The sequence below is a fragment of the Micromonospora sp. CV4 genome (assembly GCF_003667455.1).
Classification (GTDB): domain Bacteria; phylum Actinomycetota; class Actinomycetes; order Mycobacteriales; family Micromonosporaceae; genus Micromonospora.
In genome coordinates, this window is sequence record NZ_RCVI01000037.1 from 1 (window position 1) to 525 (window position 525).

1 protein-coding gene is annotated in these 525 nt (G+C 72.0%); it reads right to left on the reverse strand.

Translation table 11 applies throughout. From position 1 onward, the window contains the following. A partial coding sequence (locus EAD98_RS00175; RefSeq protein WP_199723167.1) for an ADP-ribosylglycohydrolase family protein occupies positions 1 to 525 on the reverse strand: 525 nt, incomplete at both ends.

Here is a 525-nt window from a genome sequence, read left to right on the forward strand (position 1 = left end):
TGTTCGAGATGCTGGCAGGGGAAACTGCCGTGGCCTGGATTGTGGTCCGGAATCTCGGTGTGGGTGATCGCCGACCAGGCGGCCTGCAACGCGGCGACCACGAACCCATTGGGACGGAACTGCTCCGGCGGCTTGGACTCCGCCTCGGTCAACCAGCTCGACCACTGGTCGCGTCGCCCTGCGGGCAGCAGGTCCAGACCCTCGCGTACCCCGTCGAAGGTCCCGTCGAGAACCGCCCGGCGGATCCCCGCGCACCACAGCACACACGCGTCCCCGGCCAACGGGTCGTGATGGGTCAGCTCACTGACCGCACGGGCGGCCTCGGCGAGCGCCTCCGGCTCGCCGAGAAAGCCCAGCGCCACCGGCGCTGTGCGCATCAGCGACCCGTTACCCGCGCTGCGGCCGGTCCTCCGGTGCAACTCCGCGGCCGCGTCCCGCATCGCCGCGGCAATGCCCGCTCCGCTCACGTGCGAGACCGCGTCGAGGACGTGGCGGGTCTGCGCCCCGATGTCGCTGGCGCCCCCC